Source organism: Trinickia dinghuensis (genome assembly GCF_003367175.1).
In the GTDB taxonomy this organism is placed as follows: domain Bacteria; phylum Pseudomonadota; class Gammaproteobacteria; order Burkholderiales; family Burkholderiaceae; genus Trinickia; species Trinickia dinghuensis.
Genome location: NZ_QRGA01000001.1, coordinates 799155 through 819322, shown reverse-complemented (window position 1 = coordinate 819322; position 20168 = coordinate 799155). Strand labels below are relative to the sequence as shown.

The 20168-nt window shown below is 66.2% G+C and carries 11 protein-coding genes; 4 read left to right on the top strand and 7 right to left on the bottom strand.

Annotation, left to right across the window (positions count from 1 at the left end; genetic code table 11):
* Nucleotides 1-360: 360 nt before the first annotated feature.
* From DWV00_RS03630 to DWV00_RS03620, 3 genes are all read right to left on the bottom strand, one after another.
* The gene (locus DWV00_RS03630; protein ID WP_115532117.1) at nt 361-2214 is read right to left on the bottom strand and encodes an ABC transporter ATP-binding protein; all 1854 of its coding nucleotides are present in this window, start codon (nt 2212-2214) and stop codon (nt 361-363) included.
* 493 nt (nt 2215-2707) lie between these two features.
* Nucleotides 2708-6679 carry a DUF748 domain-containing protein gene (locus tag DWV00_RS03625; protein ID WP_115532263.1) on the bottom strand — a complete coding sequence of 1324 codons (3972 nt, stop codon included), beginning with the start codon at nt 6677-6679 and terminating at the stop codon, nt 2708-2710.
* Between the two features lie 67 nt (nt 6680-6746).
* A complete protein-coding gene (locus DWV00_RS03620; protein WP_115532116.1) occupies nt 6747-8249 on the bottom strand; it encodes a DUF1254 domain-containing protein in 1503 nt (500 codons plus the stop codon).
* Nucleotides 8250-8675: 426 nt separating this feature from the next.
* Here DWV00_RS03620 and DWV00_RS03615 point away from each other — a divergent pair, with 426 nt between their 5' ends.
* Nucleotides 8676-11006, top strand: a complete 2331-nt coding sequence (locus DWV00_RS03615; protein ID WP_115532115.1) for a heavy metal translocating P-type ATPase — start codon at nt 8676-8678, stop codon at nt 11004-11006.
* A gap of 93 nt (nt 11007-11099) precedes the next feature.
* Here DWV00_RS03615 and DWV00_RS03610 read toward each other — a convergent pair whose 3' ends face one another.
* Nucleotides 11100-12206 (bottom strand): hypothetical protein, encoded by a 1107-nt coding sequence (locus DWV00_RS03610; RefSeq protein ID WP_147297827.1) that lies wholly within the window; start codon nt 12204-12206, stop codon nt 11100-11102.
* A 322-nt stretch (nt 12207-12528) separates the two neighbouring features.
* Nucleotides 12529-13257, bottom strand: a complete 729-nt coding sequence (locus DWV00_RS03605; RefSeq protein WP_115532261.1) for an MgtC/SapB family protein — start codon at nt 13255-13257, stop codon at nt 12529-12531.
* Between the two features lie 125 nt (nt 13258-13382).
* Between DWV00_RS03605 and DWV00_RS03600 the strand changes: the two genes are divergently transcribed.
* On the top strand, nt 13383-14486 hold the full coding sequence (locus tag DWV00_RS03600; protein WP_115532262.1) for an AGE family epimerase/isomerase: 1104 nt from the start codon (nt 13383-13385) through the stop codon (nt 14484-14486).
* Between the two features lie 118 nt (nt 14487-14604).
* Here the strand turns inward: DWV00_RS03600 and DWV00_RS03595 are convergent, their stop codons facing one another.
* A complete protein-coding gene (locus tag DWV00_RS03595; RefSeq protein ID WP_115532113.1) occupies nt 14605-16218 on the bottom strand; it encodes a methyl-accepting chemotaxis protein in 1614 nt (537 codons plus the stop codon).
* A 274-nt stretch (nt 16219-16492) separates the two neighbouring features.
* On the opposite strand from DWV00_RS03595, the gene DWV00_RS03590 reads away from it, so the two are divergent.
* Nucleotides 16493-16960 carry a PaaI family thioesterase gene (locus DWV00_RS03590; protein ID WP_115532260.1) on the top strand — a complete coding sequence of 156 codons (468 nt, stop codon included), beginning with the start codon at nt 16493-16495 and terminating at the stop codon, nt 16958-16960.
* Between the two features lie 109 nt (nt 16961-17069).
* Nucleotides 17070-17612, top strand: coding sequence for a hypothetical protein (locus DWV00_RS03585; protein WP_115532112.1), 543 nt, complete (start codon nt 17070-17072; stop codon nt 17610-17612).
* A gap of 84 nt (nt 17613-17696) precedes the next feature.
* Here the strand turns inward: DWV00_RS03585 and DWV00_RS03580 are convergent, their stop codons facing one another.
* Entirely contained in the window at nt 17697-20090 is a 2394-nt protein-coding gene (locus DWV00_RS03580) for a bifunctional acetate--CoA ligase family protein/GNAT family N-acetyltransferase (RefSeq protein ID WP_115532111.1), read from the bottom strand.
* Nucleotides 20091-20168: the final 78 nt, after the last annotated feature.

Sequence of the window (20168 nt, the reverse complement as noted above, 5' to 3'; positions counted from 1 at the left end):
TTGACATTCATACGGTGTTTTAAACGATGCCGCGATGGAACCCTTAGCGGGTGCGCCGGACGGCGAATTGGAGTGAAGCAGCAAACTGCGTTTTGCGTAAGGGAAATTCTCTGATTAGATAGGTGTCACTAATCTTATCTAACTATTATGTATGATAAATTTTCGATTACATTACAATGAAATGCATTAACACGGAATTTCATTTCAATCTATCGATTAAGGATTCAAATAACAAATTTACTACCAATTTCTTTAGGCAAATTCGACGCTTTCATCGCATCGGCTCCAGGTAGCGACAGGCGAGATGAAGGCGAAAAAAAGCCGGCGCAGAGCCGGCTTCCAAGGCGATTGTGAGATTGCTCAAGCCACGGCCGCCGCCGTCGCTACCGGTTCGGCCGGGGACACCGGCCGTGCGTCGAGCCCCTTCGTCAACTCGAGTGCCTGACGTTCGAACAACCGCCGATACAAGCCGTGCTCGAGCCGGATCAGCGCATCGTGATCGCCTTCTTCGACGATGCGTCCTTTGTCGAGCACGAGCAAGCGATCGAGCGCCCGCACGGTAGAGAGCCGGTGCGCCACGACGAGCGTCGTGCGTCCCACCATCAACCGCTCCATCGCCTCCTGAATCAACGCTTCGCTCTCGCTGTCGAGGCTCGACGTGGCCTCGTCGAAGATCAGCACGGGCGCATCGGCGAGAAACGCCCGCGCGATCGCGACGCGTTGCCGCTCGCCGCCCGACAGCTTCACGCCACGCTCGCCAACCAGCGTGTCATACCCCTTCGGCAGCGACGTGATGAACTCGTGCGCGTTCGCGAGCCGCGCCGCACGCTCGATTTCCACGGCCGAAGCGCCGGGCCGGGCATAGGCGATGTTCTCGGCAAGCGACCGGTGAAACAGCAGCGGCTCTTGCTGGACGATCGCAATCTGCGCGCGCAGCGAAGTTTGACGAACGCCGGCGATGTTTTGCCCGTCGATCGTGATCTCGCCGCCCGAGACATCGTACAGACGTTGAATCAGCTTGATGAACGTCGTCTTGCCCGAGCCCGAATGGCCGATCAGCCCCACGCGCTCGCCCGGCGCGATCCGCGCGGAGAAGTCGGCATAAAGCGGCGCCGCATGCGCGTCGTACCGGAACGTCACGTGTTCGAAGCGGATTTCGCCGCGCTCGACCACGAGCGAGCCGGCACCGGGCTTGTCGTCAATGCCGAGCGGCTGGCGCGTCAGCTGCGCCAGCTCTTCCATATCGTTGACGGACCGCTGCAGTTGACGCACGAGCATGCCGACGTCGCGCAGATAGCCTTGCAGAACGAGGAACATCGTCAGTGCGAACGCGATGTCGCCCACGCCGGCCCGCCCGTTCATCCACAGATAGAGCGCGACGCCGAGCATCGCCGCCTGCATCCCCGCAAGCATGACGTTCTGCACGCTGCCGTTGACGGTACCGCGCACCCATGCCCGGCTCGTGCGATGCCGCCACTTGCCGATCACGCGCGCGAAGCGTTGCTCTTCGCGCACTTCCGCGCCGAACGCCTTGACGACTGAATTACAGGTGACGGCGTCCGCCAGCGCGCCGCCCATGCGGGTGTCCCACGCATTGCCGAGACGTGCGGCCGGCGCGACCAGGCCGATCGTCAGCGCGACGGTAGTCGCGATATAGAGCACGGCGCCCGCGCCGACGACGGCACCCATCACCGGCCAATGCATGCCGAGCAAGACCGTGGCGCCGACGAGCATGACCACCGACGGCAACAAGCCGAGGATCAGCGTGTCGTTGAGCATGTCGAGCGCCCACATGCCGCGCGTGATCTTGCGCACGGTCGAGCCGGCGAAGCTGTTCGCATGCCAGTCGGTGGACAGGCGCTGCACGCGGTGGAACGCGTCGCCGCCGATCTCGCTCATCATCCGCAGCGTCAGCGCGATGATGCCCGCGAACGTCAGATAGCGGAGCAAGGCACTGCCGAGCGCAAGCGCGATCAGCGCCGCGAACGATTCGAGGGCGCCGTGCAGCGCGCTCGCTTTGGCATGGCCCGCACCGGCCAGTGCATCGACGAGACGTCCCGCGAACAGTGGCGTCAGCACGTCGACCAAGGCCATCGACAATGCGACCGCGACGATGCCGGCAATTCGCCAGCGCTGCCGCATCCAGTAGGTAAAGGCGAATCTAAAGACGTCCTTGAACGTCTGTCCGCCAAGATCGAGTATCTTGCGAGTCATAGGCGCTCCGCCCGGGGAACATGCCGCACCCGGGGCCATTGAAATGAAAAGAAAACGCTTCGCGACGCAGACGGTAAACGTCGGCGACGCCGCTACGCCGCTTGGAGCGGCGAACTAGTTGGAATGCAGGAAATGCAAGAAAGCCGGTTTGCGCGCCGGATGACTCCGGCTGAACGCGGCGACGAGAATCGCGACGTCAGCGTCGCATGCCGCGAGGGAGAACACGTGCCACGTTCGGGACGGCTGCAAGCGCGGTTTTGGACATCGAACGCCTCCCTAGGTGGTTGAGTGTGGTGGATAGGATTGATACGACGATAGCGCGACTAGTGTAGCAGCGTCGCCCAATTTCGGTGCAAATGCCACGGCGCGGATGCGGCTATTACGCAACAGCGATCACGGAACAAAAAACAGAGAACGGAAATCCGTGATCGAAGGCGGCCCGCCGCCGGCGCGCAAAGGCGCTCGGCAGCGAGTGCCTCGCCCGATCGTCCGATCAGCTCGCCGGCGCGAGATCGACGCGTGTTGCCGGGCCGTTGTCCTTCATGCCCTCCGTCCCAAAATGCGGCGCGACGATCGTGAGCCGGCTCGCATCGATTTTCTGGCTCAGATATTGGCGAACGTTTTGCGCGCGCTGATCGGCGAGCGCCTGCACGCTCGTGTCGTTCACGGGCGCATGGAAAGCGAGCGCTCGCTTCATGTCCTCATCGGGAAGCGTCTTCGTTAGGCCTACGAAATTTCGTGGCTTCTTGAAATCGGCATCCTTGTACACCTGGACCAGGTAGCGGTGGTATTCGTCCGGGCTGACCGTGACGGTCGACGGATCGACAGGCTGCCCGCCGCTTCCCGATGCTTTCGCCTTCGCCTGTTTGACGAGATCGTCGACATAGGCCATCCGCAGGCCCGGCGTATCAACGTTCTGGTCGGCGCGCCCGCTCAAATCGAGCTTCACGCCGGGCTTTTCGCCGAGCAGCTTGACGAGCGTATCGAGCTTCGCGCGCGCCGAATCGGACAGCGCGGCCGAGCCCGGCGCGAACGCGATGTATTGGAGGTTCGCCGCGCTGGCCGAGCCGTTTCCACCACCGCCCAACGCGTTCGCGAGCAGCGAGAACGGCGCGGTGACGGCCCGCTCGATCAGGTGCCTCACGGCGCCCCAGATCACGCTGCCCAAGCTGAACTGCGGATTCGACAGCGATCCCGAAACCGGAATGCGGACATCGATCTTGCCGTGCGAATCCTTCAGAAGCGCGATCGCCAGGCGGACCGGCAAGTGGGTCTCGGTGCCGTTTTCGACGTGATCGCCGAACGTCAATTGATCGATGACGAGATGGTTTTCGGCGGTGAGTTGATCGTTGTCGAGCTTGTAGTGCAGATCGACGTCGAGGCTGCCCTGCGTGATCGGATAGCCTGCGTACTTCAGCGAGTAAGGCGTGAGGTTCTTCAGTTCGATATCGTGCGCGCTCGCGCTCAGATCGAGCGTCGGCTTCGGTGCCAGCGGGTTCGCCGTGCCGCGAATCGCGATCGGGCCGTTGTTGGCCAGGCTCGCGCTGATATCCACCGGCGCCGGCGTCGCGATGTCGGTGCCGAACGTGCCGATCGTGCCGGTGATGTCCTCGAGGTCGGCCTTGTAATTCGGCTTGACGAAGTCGTCCGTGTAATTGACGTGACCCTGCTGCAGCAAAATCTGGCCGATGCGCGCGTGCAGCGGCATCGACGGCGCGCTCGGCGCCGGCGTTTGAACTTGCGCGGTAGCCGTCGGCGCCTTCTGCTGCTTACCCGCCGGCTCGTTCGATGCCTCGCGCTGCCGCGCCAGCACATCGTTCAGGTTCAGCTTGCCTTGCGGATCGAGCAGCACCTGCCCGAAGAAGTGCGCGAAGGTCACGCGCGCGATGTCGAGGTTCAAGCCATGCGAATCGTAGCGCGCGTTGATGCCGCCGATTCCCAGCGTGCCCCAGCCGGCGAGCGGCGCCGAGTTCGTACGGTCGAGCAAGCGCACGTCGACGAGCGACGCGAAGCCGCGATAGCTGTAGGACGGCGCACCGCTCTTCGGCATGACGGCCTTGACCTGGCCGCGCGCGTTCAACTCCGCCTTGGCGATCTTCGCATTGAGGCTGCTGCCGAAATACGGCTCGAACGGCGAGAGATCGAGCCGGTTCGCCTCCACCGTCAACGAAGCGTCGAGCGGGCTCGGCACGATATTGCCGCCCACGTCCAACGTGCCTTTGCCATTGAGCGATGCCTCGAGTTTGATCGCGAGCGGCCGGCTCAGGTCCTCGGTGATGTTGCGGACGTCGAGCTGGATCGGCGCAACGTGCAGCTTCGCGGGGCTCGGCGCGGCTTCGTCGGTGATGTCGGCGGCGCCGTCCTTCAGGAGGAGTTCGCCGATCCGGTAGTGCCAGCCGGATTGCGCCGATTTCGTCTCGGTTGCCTTGGTCGGCTCGTCAGCGCGATGCGCGTTCGAATTCGCATGCGGATGATGTTCCGCCCCATGCTCCGAAACCTTCTCCGTTTCCGCCCTTTCCCTTCGTTGCGCTTGTTGCGCTTGTTGCCTTTGTTCCTTCTGCGTCGCTCGCGGCGGCTGGGCAAGTTCGGCGAAGCTGATACGGCCATCCTTCTCGCGCGAGCCGGACACCGTGAGTCCGATCGCTTCGACACGCTCGATGTCGGCCGACTGCGCCGCCATATCGACGCTCTTGATGGCGACGCTGCCCTGCGTCAGCGCGACGGCCGGCGCGGCGCCTTTCGCCGTGTCGGGGCCCATCACCTTCAGCGATTTGAGCGTCACCTCGCCGGCGCCGACACGCAGCTGAGTGGTTGCTTTCGACCAGTCGGCATCGAGCGCGAGCTTGGCGCCGAGCGTGCCGTCGGCCACGCGGGCACCGGTGACCCCATCCAAGTAAGGCTGCGCCACCGGCAAGGCAAGGCTGTCGATCGTCAACTGAGCATCGGCTTGCTTTGCCGCCAAGCCGAGCGCACCGGTCGCCGCGATGGAGCCGCCTTGTTTGAGTGCCGTCTGAATCGAGTAGTGCGCTTTGTCCGCGCCCACGGTCGAAAGATCGTCGACCGTCGCCGTCAGTTTCGTGAGATCTAGCGATACGGCCCGATCAAGTACCCGATCTTCGAGCGCGATGCTGCCGTCGTTCAAAGCGAAGTGCTTGATCGACACATCGAGCGGAGCCGGCTGGGCCGCGCTCGCCGCGGCCGGGGCAGATGCGCCCGAGCCGGAAGCGGCGGACGCCGCAGAAGGGGCGGAGGCAGCAGATGCAGCAGAGACCGCAGAGGCAGTAGAAACCGTAGAAGCCGCGGAGGCCCGCGTCGAGGCAGAACCGGCCGGCGCGGATGCGGCGGCGGCACCCGATGCATCCGAAGCGGCTTGCGCTTGGCCGGCTTTCCCATCGGCAGGATGAGACTGCGAGGCGAACGCACTCGCGATACTCAGCGCGCCCGAATGTTCGCGCGTCAGATGCAACGACGGCTGATCGAGACGGATTTCGTCGAAACGATAAACGCCCGCGAGCGGCTGGAGCCCCGCCGCCGCGACGTGCAGCGCCTGCGCCGAGAAAAACGGCGCCTTGGTGGCGTCGAGGATCTGGGCATCGGTCAGATCGGCCGTGCCCGTGACCGTCAGCGTCGGCTTCTCGGCCGACATCACGAAGCGGAGTTTGAGATCGCCGGCGAGCTTGCCGCTCTGCACCTCGAGCGGCAGCTTCGTCGGCACGTAGGAAAGCAGACGCGGCACGTCGAGGCCGCTGAACGTCAATGCCACGTCCGACTCGCGCGATTTCGCGAACGGCTTGGTCTTGCCGCTGATCGAAATCGGCGAGCCGTCTACGCGCGCCGAAAAACTCGGATCGACGAAGATGTCGGTCTGCGACGGCAACGTCGCAATGAACGGCACGCCGAGCGAAAGCTGATCGACGACGTGCTTCGCGCCGAGCAGGCGGTCGTCGAACGTCACATGACCGTTGTCGACCGCGATGTTGGACACCGAGAACAGCGTCGGGCCCGACGACGGCTGCGCCGACGGTTTCGCGAATTTCTCGGCGATGTCGCTGAAATTGAAGCGCTGCGCGTCGTAGCGCACCACGTTGACGCTCGGAGAATCGACCCGCAGCTCCGTCACGATCGGCGCGAAACGCAGCAGCGTCATCCACGACACGCGCACGACGAGCCGCCCGATCGACGCGAATTCACCGGCGCCGCCGCGCTCGGCCACATGCACGCCGTCCACTTCGAGCCGAAGCGTGTAGGGATTGAGCGCGACCTTGCCGATCGTCGTGGGCCGATCGAGCGTCTTGCCGAGTTGCTGCTGGGCGACGTGCCGAATCAGCGGCGGCGCCGCGAAAAAGCCGAGCAACCCGTACAGCGCCACGGCAATCACTACGCCGATCGCCGTGCGGCGAGCGCCGCGCGACCGCACCTTATCGCCCAGTCGGCTCGCCAGGCTGCCCTTCGGCTCGCTCGTCATCGCACGGCTCCAGTCACGCTCGCTCACTCCACTGCATTCGCTTCAAACCTCTGACGTTACTTCGATGCTATCGACGCACGACCGCCGGCGGCATCCAGCTTCCGTCCGTCGCCGACGCCTGCGGCGCATACAGCCGCATGACGAGTTGGAACGGACCCTCGGGAGCCGGCAGCCAATTCGCCGCATGCGCCCGGCCCGGCGACTTCGACGACACGTAGATGTCGATGGAGCCGTCGCGGTTGCGCCGCAAGCGATCGTGCGAATCGATCGAACGATGCGGCACATGCCCCGCAACCAGCGCGCCATCCGGCGTGTAGGCCGTGATCGTCCAGTATGCGCGGGCCGGCGGCAACGCCTTGCGCGTGAAATGCATCACGTAGTCGTTGCTGCCGTCGAGCGGCTTGCCGTCTCCGTCGACGAGCGCCGTCGGGAACACTTCGTCGTGCGAAGTCGCGGCGCCCGCGTGCGAAACCGTCGCATAGGCCCGCAGCGCGTAATCGTCGCGGTAGTTGCCCGTGCCGTCGCCGGTCCAACTCCAACCGTTGCCCGACACGGCATTGACGGGCGGCTGCTGCACCCGCTTGACGCCGGCTGCCACGCCTGCCGCGATCGCCGTAGCCGAACCGTTGGGGAAGTGAACCGCGTCGCCCGGCTTCACGCCGATATCGGCCAGCTCTTTCAACGCATTGCCGTCGGCGTCCGACGGAGGATTGTCGCGCATCGCGTCCGCGAGCTTTCCAAAGAATCCATTCGCGTCGAGCTGCGTGACGGCGGCCGCGTTCGCGTCGAGGCCCGTCGAGACCACGGCGACGCTTTCTTGCGAATCGTCGTCGCGGTCACGCGCGGCGATACGCTCGCGCTTGCCGTGCTTGCCCTTGCCGCGAGCGGCATGGCGTTCATGCTCGTCGCTCACATAAGCGGACAGCGGCGCGACCCGCACTTCGTTCAGCAGCCGGCGTGCCCACGGTACTTCGCGCGCATCGAGCGCGGCAATGCGCACGCCGAGCCACAGGTTCTTGCTCGGTGCGTCGACACGCTCGACCCCCGACGGCAATTGGCCGTCCCAGCCCGGCGGAACGAGCGCGATCGTCTGCGCCTTGGGCGCGCCCGTGCGCGCGTTCGCTCCCGCGCCCGTCGACCAGACGACGTTCGTCCACATGTCGAGGACGCGCGCGTCGAGAAAACGTCCGCGCGTATTGGGCACCGAGACGATCACGGGCTCTTGCGACAGGTCGAGCCATGCGTTGGCCGATAAGGTGTCGACGTCGGCCAACGGCGGCAGATCGTCGCCCGCCGTTTCAGTCATCGGCATGGCGTGGAGCGTGTTCAGCGCCGCCCCCGCATCGGTGCCCGCGGCCGCGACGGCCTGGGCGCGCGCCGTCGACATGACGACGAGCGGATAACCGAACACGTAGGAATCGACGACTTCGTCCTGGGTCCAGCCGCTCGTGCTCGACGCCGGGGGCGCCTTCTGAGGCGCGGCACACCCCGCGAAGACGACGGCGGCAACGCATGCCAGCCAAGGACGGGCCCCCACGGGCAGCAGTGGTTTTCGATTTTTAATTGTCATGTGTACGTTCTGTTTTAACTAGGCATCGGGCGGCCTAGTGTCCGCCTTGCACCGTATGCGGCGTCCGATCCGGCCGGGATCTCGCGCTACCTCGACTCTGCTTCGGATTGTGCTTCGAATTCCCCTTCGAATGACGAATAACAAATCACGAATCGCGAGAGCGTTTTATCGTATCCTCGGCCGCGAAGCAAGAAGTAGCCCAAACTCGAGGATAAAACGGCGATGTGACGTTCAGTCCGTTGCGCGTCGGGCATCGCGGCACCGATCCCACTATCTATCGCTATCGGCTGCTATCGGCGCGCTCCCTTGCACCGATGCGCATGCGCACGACGGACCCCGTTCAAGCGCTTGACCTTCCCATCATGGGAAGGATGATAGTGTGTTCATTGCAGCAATCGCCCGCCCGTTTTTGTCGTCTCAGCCATCATGACCGACTTAGTCTCTCTCACCGGCGTCGACGTGTCGACGACCGAACTCGATATCGAAGGCATGACGTGCGCCTCGTGCGCCGCGCGCGTCGAAAAAGCGCTCGCGCGTGTGCCCGGGGTGACCGGGGCCTCCGTCAATCTGGCCACCGAGCGCGCGACGGTGCGAGCCGCCGCACCGGCTGCACCCGGCGACGTGCAACAGTTCGTCGACGCCGTCGTCCGCGCGGGGTATCAGGCACGGCCCGTCGTGCACGAGCAGGACCCGAGCGGTGCGGACGAGCACGCTTCGACGAACATAGGCGACACTCGTGTGCGGCAGGCGCGGCGAGAGCTGGGCGCGCTCGTGCTGGCGGCACTCCTGAGCGCACCGCTCGCGCTGCCGATGCTGACCGCACCGTTCGGCATCGCGTCGGTGCTGCCGGCATGGCTGCAGCTCGCGCTGGCCAGCATCGTCCAATTCGTCTGCGGCGCCCGGTTTTACGTCAGCGCCTATCGCGCCGTGCGGGCACGGGCCGGCAACATGGATTTGCTCGTCGCGCTCGGCACGTCGGCCGCATACGGCTTGAGCGTCTGGCAGATGGCCGCGCACCCCGGCGATGCCATGCACCTGTATTTCGAGGCATCGGCCGTCGTCATCACGCTCGTGCGGCTCGGCAAGTGGCTCGAAGCCCGCGCCAAGCGCGAAACGACCGACGCCATTCGCGCGTTGGCCGCGCTGCGGCCCGACCGGGCACGGGTCAAGGACGAACTCGGCGACGTGCGCGAGGTACCGCTCGAACAGGTGCGTGTCGGGACGATCGTCGTCGTGAGGCCCGGTGAGCGCGTGCCTGTCGATGGGCTCGTTGCCGCGGGGCAAACGCACGTCGACGAATCGCTGATCACCGGAGAAAGCCTGCCCGTCGCAAAAGGTCCCGGCGAGCGCGTGACCGCCGGATCGGTCAACGGCGAAGGCACGCTCGACGTGACGACGACCGCCACGGGCGCGGAAACGACACTCGCACGCATCATTCGGCTCGTCGAGAGCGCGCAAGCGGAGAAGGCGCCGATTCAGCGGCTAGTGGACCGCGTCAGCGCCGTGTTCGTGCCGACGATCCTCGTGCTCGCGGCGGCAACGCTCGCGGGGTGGCTGCTCGCGGGCGCGCCGGCGCAAACCGCGATTCTCGACGCGGTATCCGTGCTCGTCATTGCCTGCCCCTGCGCACTCGGGCTCGCGACGCCGGCGGCACTGATGGCCGGCACGGGCGTCGCCGCGCGCCATGGGGTGCTGATCAAGGACGCCGAGGCGCTCGAACTCGCGCAGCGCGTATCGATCGTCGCGTTCGACAAGACGGGGACGCTGACGACGGGCAAACCGACGCTCGTCGCATTCGAGTCGTTCGGCATCGCCCGCGATGCCGCCTTGGCCCTCGCCGCCGCGGTCGAGCACAACAGCGATCATCCGCTGGCACGTGCCCTCCTGGCCGAGTACGACGCACAGTCGGCGCCGTCACGGTCTCTCGACGAGGGCGAAGACGAGGGCGAGCTACGCGAGCCGTCTTCGAGCCTGCCCGCCGCCCGGCACGCGCAGGCGGTTGCCGGGCGCGGGATGCAAGCCGAGATCGGCGGGCGCATCGTTTGCGTCGGCAACGACCGCTGGCTCGGCGAACTCGGCGCCGAGCCGCCCGCGCAGGCGCGTGCCCGCGCCGAGCAGCTGGAAGCCGCGGGCAACACCGTCTCTTGGCTCATCCGCGCCGGTGCCGGCGAGGTGCCGGCGGAAACGCTCGCGTTGCTCGCCTTCGGCGATACCGTCAAACCCAGCGCCCGCGCCGCCGTCGAGCAACTGGCCGCGCGCGGCGTGAGGAGCGTGCTCGTGACGGGCGACAACCGAGGCGCGGCAGCCAGCGTCGCGGCCGCACTCGGTATCGACGAGGTCCATGCGCAGGTCCTTCCGGAAGACAAAGCCGTCATCGTCGCGCAACTCAAGGCGCGCACGGGCCAGGTGGTCGCGATGGCCGGCGACGGCATCAACGATGCGCCCGCACTCGCAGCGGCCGACATCGGCATCGCGCTCGCAACGGGCACCGACGTGGCCATGCATGCGGCCGGAATCACGCTCATGCGCGGCGATCCCGCGCTCGTGGCCGATGCGATCGACATCTCGCGCCGCACGTATCGGAAGATTCAGCAGAACCTGTTTTGGGCCTTCGTCTACAACTTGATCGGCATTCCGCTCGCGGCGCTCGGGCTGCTCAATCCGATGTTTGCCGGGGCGGCGATGGCGTTTTCGAGCGTCAGCGTCGTGACGAACGCGCTGTTGCTGAAACGATGGAAGGGAGTCGAACGAGGATGATGGAAGCTCCGGCGCCGCACGCCATCGGCGGCGCCGAGCGGTTGCCCGGCGCCACGGCCGGGCAAGTCGAAGCGGGATCAATGCCCGGCTAAATCAGTGCCCGGCATACGTGGACCGCATCCATTCCCTTTCCGCTTCCGTTTGCCTTGCCCGTACTCTGCGATGCCGCGCGTGAGTGGACTTGGCATGGTGCGCCGGATGCTGCTCGGCGGCATTCGCCGCGGATGCCACGGGCGCCCCGTCAGGCGCCGTCACCTGGCCATCGCTCGTGTGCAGGCCCGCCGACAATGCCGACGGAGCGCTCGCCAAGGCCGTCAACGTGGCTTGCTGCTGGTTCAAGGCCGACTGCTGCTGATCCTGCGTGGCTTGCAGACGATTGTCGAAGCCGAGCAGCGCAACGATCAGGCCGATGGCCACGACGAGGAGCACTGCCAGCCCTCCCGCGGCAAAGGTCAGCCCGCGCCGCATACGGTGCAAGCGCGCTTCGGCCGCACCCCGCTCTTCGACGAAAGCCTCCTCCAGCGAGGCGAGGTTCATGGCGAGTGCGGCCGTTTCGGATTTGCCGAACCCGAGCGAGCCTTCATCGACGAAATACGTTGCGGCGCCGGTAGGCGGCCGACGGATTGAACGTCCGCCGGCCTGCATGGCACGCGCGGCGTCGCCGAGCGCGCCCGGTCTTGCTCGCGCGGGCTCCGGGCGGGACTCCCGCTCCGGCGTCGCGACCTTCGCAGGGGAAAACGCAGCAGCGGAAACGGCATCATCGCGCGCAGCTTCCTCGTCCTGCATGGGCGGCGCCGCTCGACCCGCGGCAGCCGGTCTCTCGGCTGCGGCAAGCCTTTCAATCGCTCCCGGTTTCTCGTCGACAACCGGTTTCTCGATCGTTGCCGGCTGCTCAACTTCAACCGGCTCCTCCACCGCAGCCTGCTTCTCGACCGCAGCCTGCTTCTCGACCGCAGCCGGCTTATCAACCGTTGCCGGCTGCGCAACTTCAACCGGCTTCTCAACCGCTACCGAGTCCTCAACCGCAGCCGGACTCCCCTGCGCGGCATCGCCGGCTTCTCCCGCCGCCGCCGGCTCGGCAAGGACATGCTCGTTCTCAGTCGTCATCGTCATAGCGACCACCCTATCCACCCTATCGGCCGGCAGCTCGAAGCCCAGCAGCGTGCCTTGGCGCGGATCGAAGTTCTGCAAGGACGCCAAAGAGCCGTCCTGCTCAAGGTTATCCGCGCGCGCCGTCTGCCGTTCCGGCTCGGCCGCGGTGCGTGCGGGTCGGCGCTCTTCGCTCGACGAAGCGGCGCGCGCCCGGCTTTTGGCGGGCGAAGCGCCTCGCAAACGGGAGGAAGAGGATGCTGCTGAATCTGCCATGGCGTGTGGTGACGGCCGCGCTCGCGCGCGACTCGTTGGAATTGTTTTCAAGCATATTGCGTACCCGGTATTGTCTCATGATCGGTTCGCCCCGCGACCTCGGCGGCAAGCAGCGAATAGCCGCCTCCCTCGACGGCCGTGCCCCAAGCGAAAGATCTCAGCGGCCGTCGGCTCGCGCATCTTCGCTGCCGTTGCCGCTCTCGCCGTTCTCGATCTCTTCGCGCAGGTCCCGCACGCACGACGCACGACGAAGCAGGTCGCACAACTTGATGAACTCGTCGTTGGAGACGCGCGAGAAGCCGATCACGACGTCGTCGTACTCCGGCTCCTCCTCGCTTTGCTGAACGATGAATTGCTTGACCCGCTCGCTCGAGCGCCCAAGTATTGACCGCAGCGAATCGAGCATGAGCGCGCCGTGCTCCACCCGCAATGTCACGCGCCGCCGTAGCCGCATGGAGATGTAGTGCCGCTCGATCGGCTTCATTCCGGCCAGGATCGCCAGGATGATGACGGTTGCCGCGATCGCGGCCGTATTGAGCCCCGCGCCGACCGCCAAGCCGATCGCGGCGACGGCCCACACGCTCGCCGCCGTCGTCAGCCCGCGAATCACCTCGCCGCGCAGCAAAATGGCGCCGGCCCCAAGAAAGCCGATACCTGACACGACCTGCGCCGCAATCCGCGATGGGTCGAGCACGACGTTCGGGCGGCCTAGCACGTCGGCAAAACCGAACGCCGACACGATCATGACGAGCGCCGAACTCACGCAGACGAGCATGTGCGTGCGCAAACCCGCCGCCCACGACTGCCGCTCCCGCTCGAACCCGATGACGCTGCCGAGGATGGCGGCCAGGATCAGCCGCATGATGAGTTCGCTGTTGCCAAGCATGGTCCAGCCTCCTTTCTCGTCGCCGGGCTGCCTGCCGCCGCGGCTTTGCATTATCCTTTGCGCTTCGCGCGGCGCCATATCGCCGTATGGGCGCGCGCCGTTTCGTCCCCAAGCCAAACCGCATCATGTCCATTTCGATCGAGCGTTCGATCGCGGCCGAGGCCGCAGCCCTGCACGCACATTACGTGCAAACCGTCCTACCAATCTGGCGCGGACCCGGCTACAACCATGCCCTGCAATTACCGTACGAGGCCGTCGGCGCGGACGATCACGCGCCGCTGCCGGTCCTGCGCTACCGGGCCATGGCCTGCGCGCGGCAATTGTTCGTATTTTCGGCGGCGGGCGATGCGGCGCATGCCGAGCAACTCTTTCATGCGATGCGCCGGTATTTCCATGATGCGAAGCACGGCGGATGGATTTACAGCGTCGACGCGCAAGGCGCGCCGCTCGACACGACGAAGGACCTTTACACGCACGCGTTCGTGATTTTTGCCTGCGCGCAGTACGCCGCCGCGACGGGCGATCGCGATGCATTGCGTGTCATCGACGAAACGGCCTCGCTCGTGCAGGCACGGTTCGCCGCGTCCGATTCGCTGCTGCATGCCGCGCTCGACGCCGATTTCTCGACGCCGCGCACCGGTCCGCTGCAAAACCCGCTGATGCATTTGACGGAGGCCTACCTGGCCGCCTACGAGGCAACGGGCGAGCCCGGCTACGAAGCTGCTTTGAAGGAATTGACGGGCGCCGTGGCGCGCGGCTTCGTCCATGCGCCGACGGGGGCGATCGCCGAGCTGCCGATCGGCAGCGCCGACAATCGGCTCGAGCCGGGGCATCAATTCGAATGGTTCTATCTGGTCAAGCGGGCAGGGCCGGTCGTCTCGGCATCGGGGCTGGAAGGCGACCTGGCGCGCGCGTTCGATTTCGCGCAGCGGCACGGCGTCGATCACGCAACGGGCGGCGTGTGCGCGGCGCTCGACGAAACGGGTGGAGTCAAAGACGCGACGCAGCGGATCTGGGCGCAGACGGAATATCTGCGCGCGCTCGCCACGCGAGGTCGTGCCGAGGATTTGGAAACGCTGGTGCTGCAGATCCCGCGCTTCCAAGCACGGTTCTTGCACGCGCGCGGCTGGTACGAGTGCCTCACGCCGGCCGGCGACGTGGCGCGCGCCGACATGCCGTCGACGACGCCCTATCACCTGGCCACGGCATACGCCTCGCTGACGGTTTGAGTGTCTCTTACGCGAACGCGGCACGCGCGGCATAGGCGAGCCGGTTCGGACGATATGAGCCGGTTCGGCGGCCATGCAGACCGCCGAAATCGCCGAGACGGCCGAAGGACTGCGAAGTTCAGTAGGCGAGCATCGGCCCGCTGGAGGCCGCATGCGCGGCGGCGGCGAAGCGCGCGTCGCCGAGCACGGCCGGCGAAATCTCGAATACCGAGACGGCTTCCTTGAGCTGGCGCGTCTGATCGTGCAGCGACGAGGCCGCCGCGGCCGCCTCTTCCACGAGCGCCGCGTTTTGCTGCGTCATGTGGTCCATCTGCACAACGGCCTGATTGACCTGCTCGATGCCCGTGCTCTGCTCATGCGAGGACGCGCTGATCTCGGCCATCATCTGAGCGACGCGCGAGATCGACGTCGACACCTTCTGCATGGCGCCGCCGGCACGCTCCACGAGTTCCGAGCCGCCTTCGATCTGCGCCACCGATTCGCTGATGAGCGCCTTGATTTCCTTGGCCGACTGCGCGCTGCGCTGCGCAAGGCCGCGCACCTCGCCCGCCACCACGGCAAAGCCGCGGCCCTGCTCGCCCGCGCGCGCCGCCTCGACGGCCGCATTCAGCGCGAGGATGTTCGTCTGGAACGCAATGCCGTCGATAACCGTGATGATTTCGGCGATCCGGTCCGAGCTTTGCGCGATGCCGCGCATCTTGTCGACGACGCTGTCGACCACGCTTGCGCCCTCCGACGTCGAACGCAGTGCGTCGTCCGCCAGTGAATTCGCTTCGCGCGCATGTTCGGCATTCTGACGCACGGTGGCCGTCAGCTCTTCCATGCTCGATGCGGTTTCTTCGAGCGAGGCGGCTTGATTCTCGGTGCGCGCAGAAAGATCGACATTGCCCGTCGCGATCTCGTCGGCGCCCAGATGAATCGAGTCGGCGGAGTCGCGCACGGTCCTCACGGTCTGGGCCACGCTCGCCTGCATGCGGGCGAGACCGTCGAACAGACGGCCGATTTCGTTCGTGCCGCGCGAGGCGATCGGCTCGACGAGCTTGCCGCGCGCGATGCGCTCGAAGTGGCGTCCGGCTTCCTCGAGCGGGGCGACGACGCCGCGCTTGAGAGCTGCATAAACGGCGGCCGTGCCGGCGAGCAGCGCGGCGAGGATCGCCAGGCTCACGCCGCGGAACATCGCCAGGCGCGAATCGATTGAATCGAGCGACGCGCGGCTCTGCGCATCGCCGAATTGCGTGAAGGCGTGCTGCTCGCCGACGAACGCGTCTTGGAACGACTGCGTCGGCTGATCCATGAACGCCTTCACGTTGTTGGCGTCGAGATACTGAGACAGCTCCGTGAGCGCCGTGTGCAGCGCTTGGTATTTCTCGGCGAGGGCCGCCGCATGCGCGCGGTCTTCATCGCTCGATTTCGGCGCGGCGGTAAACCGCGCGAACGATTTGTCGGCAAGCGCAAGCTGCTCGCGCGCGTGATCGACGATCTGCGTGGGTTCTGCGCCGCCGCCGACCATGCGCGTGCCGGCGCGCGAAAGATTGATGCGCGCGTCCATCAGGTGCTGCGTCGTTTCGTTGACCGCGTTGACTTGGACGAGCGCGACGTTGTTGAGGTCGCCGACGTCGCCGTGGGTGCTCGTCAGAAACCAAAATCCGATTCCGCCCGTCACGAGCTGCAGCAGGCAAAATGCGGCCAATACGAACAACAGGCCGGAAGCGAGCTTAATCTTGCTGAACATCTAGAACATCCGAAAGAAAAACGAAAGGAAAGCCGATACGGCACTACTTAGGGTTAACGGCAGGTCGTCGGCTTGCTTGAGCCCCTGGTCGGGAGAGGCCGCCGAATGCGCCGCTACTTCGCTACTTCGCTACTTCGCTACTTCGCTACACCGCTATTCGTCGAAGCCGCGGAACGAAATGAGAAACAACCGCTCGCTTCCTTGACGCAACGCGGCTGCCCTTCCTAGAGTGGAACGCGACACGACACGGGGCCTCGCCCCGAAGGGAGCCGGCATGACCGATTTTTTCGATCTCGCGCGCAGTGCACTTCACGCTCAGCCGTTCAGCACCTTGCTCGGCACGGAACTCGTGGAGATCGGCGAGCGCGAGGTGACACTGCGGCTGCCGATCCGCGACGAGCTGCGTCAGCAGCAGGGCTTTGTGCACGGCGGCGTCACGAGCTACCTGGCCGACAACGCATTGACGTTCGCCGGCGCGCTCGCGCTGGGGCCGCGCGTCGTCACGGCCGAGTACAAGATTAATTACCTGCGGCCGGCGGTGCGCGGCACGCTGCTCGCGCACGCCGAACTCATCTACGCCGGGCGCGGACACGCCATCTGCCAGTGCCGGATCGTGGTGGTCGATGGAGAAAAGGAAGCGCTCGTCGCGTTGGCGCAAGGCACGATCAACCGCGTCGGCGACGGGCCGAACGCTTCGCTGCCGCACGCGGATCACGAGATGCACGACGACGAACGCGCCTGAGCCTAACGAATATTCGGCGCCCCTGGATCGCGAGCGCCAGGAACGCTAAAATGGCGGCCCTTCAAAAAAGCGCGCGCGGCCTCGTTTGCGCGCGCCGTCGTTCGATCCCATGGCAAAACTTCTGACTGATACCGAATTCCAGCGCTTTTCCGAACTGCAGCAAAAGCAAGCCAGCTTCACCATCACCGCCGAGGAAGCCGATGAACTGCGCGGCATCGTCGAGCGTGCGCAGCAAAAGCGCGACGATCGCGCCGCGGCCATGCAGGCCATCGAGACCTATATCGCTCAGTTCGAAATCACGCCCGACGAGCTGTTTTCGCCCGATCAGATCGGCGAAGCGGCACGGGCCTACGGCCTCATCGCGGCCACGAAGAAAGAACGCACGCTGCCGCCCGCGCTGACGCACAACGGCAAGACCTACCAATGGACGCGCGCGCTGCCCGACGACATTCGGGTGCCGCTGTTCGACGCGTTCAAGGCCGGAGAGTCGATCAAACCCTTCCTCGCCACGCCGAAGGACACGACGCGCAACGCCGCGACGATCGCGCGGCTCGAGCGCGAGACGGGCAGCGTCTACGGCGAAGCGTGGCTCGAAGAGCTGTCGATCCCGCGCAGCCTCATCGAGGAAGCCGCGTCGAAGCTCGCCGCCTGAGCCGGCAGCCGGCCCTAACCCTCCGCCGCCATGCGCGGCGGCGCCCCACGCGCGCCCTGTACCCGCCGTACCTGCTTTACCCGCTTACGGAGCGCGCGTGTCGTCCCGCAGCCGCATCAATACCTCGACAACGGCCGGGTCCGCCGTCGAACTCGTCGCGAAGCCCACCGCCTTGGCGAGCCCCAGCATCGGGCGATTCTCGCGCAGCACCTCCCCGACGATACAGCCCGTGCCGCGCGTACGGACATAGGCCACGATGCGCTCCATCAGCATCCGGCCCAGCCCCTTGCCCTTCATATCCGATCGCACGGCCAGCGCGAATTCGGCGCATTCGTTGTCCGGATCGGTGATCGTACGAACCACGGCCAGCGTGGTCGCTCCACCGCCCTCGCCGATCGTCGCGATCAACGCCATCTCCCGGTCGTAGTCGATCTGCGTCATGCGCGCGAGCTGCGTGTGGTCGAAGCCGCTGACCGCACCGAAGAAGCGCAGGCGCAAATCGTTAGGCGTCATCGCGGAAACGAACGCGCTGTGGGCAGGCTCGTCTTCGGGGCGAATCGGCCGTATCGTCAATCGCTCGCCGTGCCAATCGATCGTCTCCTCGAGTTGCCGCGGATACGGCACGATCGCGAGCCGGCCGCGCGTGCGCGCCAGCGTGACCCGCGGCGCCACGAGGCGCGCATGCGCGCGGGTCACCCGAATCGTCACCGTCAAGCCGACCATCTGCTCCACGCAGCAGACCGCTTCCGACAAGGCCGTCAACGCTTCGAGCACGGGCGTGACCGGCGCACGCCGCGCGTAAGGCGAGCGCGAGACAATCTCGCGCGCCAGCATCGGGTTCAGCGGCGGCAGACCGTAGAACGCGAACGGCGCCGACGCCCCATCCGCGGCCGGCGTGGCGAATTCGAAGACAGGACCGAAATTCGAGTCGTCGCGCAGGCTCACTGCGATGTCGACGATATGCTCGTCGTCGCCGAGACGATCCACGGCCGCGAGCGCCAGCTCGTCGTCGGCGACCTGCAATCCAAAACCCCGCAGCAGCCGCGCGGCCTCGCCGCCGGCCAGCGCGACCGTGTGCTCCGATCCGAGCGCCGCGCTGGCCTGAGACTGCGCCGCCTCGATGCAGGCAGGCACTTGGGCCGGCAAACCCTGCGGTGTCTGCATCAGCAGCTCGCGGCCGAGCCGGTAGTCGACCAGACGCGCGAACGCACGAGCGAGCCGATGCGGCGTCGAATGGACCGCGATGCCGTGGGCGCGCAGCGCATCGCGCGTCTGTTCGTCGACGCCGCCGAAGAAGCAGGCCAGCAGCCCGCGATAGGCAAGGCGTTGCCGCTCGATCAGCACGCGCGCGACGTCGGCGGCGGGCGCGCTCAACGTCGACGCATGAACGACGAACGCCGTCCCCGTATCGCGGTGCGGCGCGAGCGCCTCCAGCGCCAGCCCGAAATGCTCCGCCTGGGCATCGTTGCCCAACACGAGCGGATTGCCGGGCGCGGCGTGCGGCAGCGCAGCCGCGATCGAGTCCGCCGCCGCGCCCGGCCACTCGGCGAGCGTCGTACCCGCCTGCGCGAACGCATCGGCGGCGAGCGCCGCGACCCCGCGATCGCTCGTGACGAGCGTGGCCGACGAACTCGCCGCGATGCGGCCCACGCCGAGCGTTTCGATCTCGTCGATCAAATCGTCGAGCGATTCGACCCGCACCATGCCCGCGCGCCGAAACGCGGCAGCGTAAAGCGCATCGTCAGGATCGGCGCGCCCCGTGCGCAGTACGAGCACCGGCTTGTTGCGCGCGGCGGCTCGCGCGGCCGACATGAACTTGCGCGCCGCGCGGACGGTGGATAGCTCGACCAGAATCGCACGCGTGGCGGGATCGCTCGCGAGGTAGTCGAGCACGTCGCCCGCATCGACGTCGATCTCGCGCCCGAGCGCAATGGCGTGCGAAACACCCAGCCCGCGCGCCTGGGCCCAGCCGAGCACGGCGTTCGTCAGCGCATTCGACTGCGATACCCATGCGGCTCCCCCGGCTCGAACCATCGACGACGGCGCACCCAAATGCGCATTGAATTCGGGCGTCACGACACCGAGACTGCCGGGCCCGACGATTCGCAGCAGATACGGCTTGGCCGCGGCCAATGCGCGCTCGAGCGCCGGCGATCCTGCCTCGCGTTTCGTATCGCTGACGATAATGGCCGCGCGCGTGCCCAGCCGGCCGAGCTTGCCGATCACGTCGGGCCAGGTCGCGCTCGGCGTGCAGATCAGCGCAACGCACGGGGCTTCGAGCAGATCGGCGGCATCCGAGAAGATGGTGCGTCCGTCGAGTTCCGTGTACTTCGGATTGACGGGCCAGACGGGGCCTTTGAAGCCGCCGTCCAGGACGCGGCGCCACACCTTGGCGCCGACGCTCCCGGGTCGAGCCGATGCGCCGATGACGGCGACCGATTTGGGCCGAAACAAGAGATCGAGGTTGCGAACGGTCATTGCTGCGCGCACCTGGCGAAGAATGGGAATAGGAATAAACAACCGCGACGGAGCCGGTTGTCGCCCCGTCAGCATAGG